Origin of the sequence: Methylobacterium sp. WL18, assembly GCF_008040015.1 — a bacterium.
Classification (GTDB): domain Bacteria; phylum Pseudomonadota; class Alphaproteobacteria; order Rhizobiales; family Beijerinckiaceae; genus Methylobacterium; species Methylobacterium mesophilicum.
Window position 1 is genome coordinate 1 of the sequence record NZ_VRVD01001031.1, and the last position, 1,059, is coordinate 1,059.

Here is a 1,059-nt window from a genome sequence, read left to right on the forward strand (position 1 = left end):
GGTCGAGCGCGGCGTGGATCCGGGCGAGTTCGCGGCCGAGCGTCTCGGCCAGAAGCTCCCGGTCGCCGCCGAGGCTCAGGTCCTTGGCGATGCGCGGCCCGAGGCCGACACCCTCGACCAAGCCCATCAGCGCGAATGGCGCGCCCACCACGGCGGGATCGGCGCAGAAGCCGACCGGTTCCGGCACCCGCACGCCGGCCTTCCAGACCGCCTCCAGGATCCGGAATTCCTCCGCCCGGGACCGACTCGACGCGATGGTCGCGGCGGCGTCCATGCGCAGCACGAAGCCCCGGACGGTGTCGCCGATCCGGCAGCGGACCAGTCGGTTCTCCTGGATCGAGCCGCCGCCGAGGGGCTGGACCGCCTCGATGGCGAGATCCGGACAGCCGAGATGCGAGGCGATCCAGTCGCGCAGCTGCGCCTGTTCCATCCGCTAAAGCCCCGACACGAGGTGGCCGCCATCGACCGCGACGACGCTGCCGGTCATGTACGAGCCCGCCGCGGAGGCGAGCAACAGCAGCGGCCCATCGAGTTCCGACGCCTCGCCCAGCCGACGCTGCGGCACGCGCTTGATCAGCGCCTTGCCGGGTTCGGATTCGAAGAACGCGTCGTTCAGCTCGGTGGCGATGTAGCCGGGCGCGAGGGCGTTCACCCGGATCCCGTGGCGGGCCCATTCCAGGGCGAGGCTCTTGGTGAGCTGGACCACCCCGGCCTTGGAGGCGGCGTAGGGCGCCAGCCCACCGGCGACCCGCAGGCCGAGGATCGACGCGATGTTGACGATGCTGCCGCCGGAACCATGCCGGACCATGCGCCGCCCGGTCGCCTGCGCGACGAGCCAGACGCCCTTCAAATTGGTGTCGAGGACGGAGTCCCAATCGGCCTCGTCCAGCTCGAGGGCCGGCTTCGTTGCGGTGACGCCGGCATTGTTGACGAGCACCGCCACGGGCCCGAACCGCGCCTCGGCGGCATCGAGCGCCCGCTCGACGCTCGCGGCGTCGGTGACGTCCATGACGATCGCCTGCGCCTCGCCGCCTCCAAGGCCGGGGTGGTCCAGCTCAC

The 1,059-nt window shown here is 71.8% G+C and carries 2 protein-coding genes; both read right to left on the reverse strand.

Features of this window, described 5'->3' with window-relative positions; translation table 11 throughout:
• The coding region (locus FV228_RS30660) for a phosphotransferase (protein WP_147857847.1) at positions 1–430 on the reverse strand (430 nt) is incomplete at its 3' end.
• Between the two features lie 3 nt (positions 431–433).
• On the reverse strand, positions 434–1,059 hold a 626-nt coding region (locus FV228_RS30665; RefSeq protein ID WP_147857848.1), incomplete at its 5' end, for an SDR family oxidoreductase.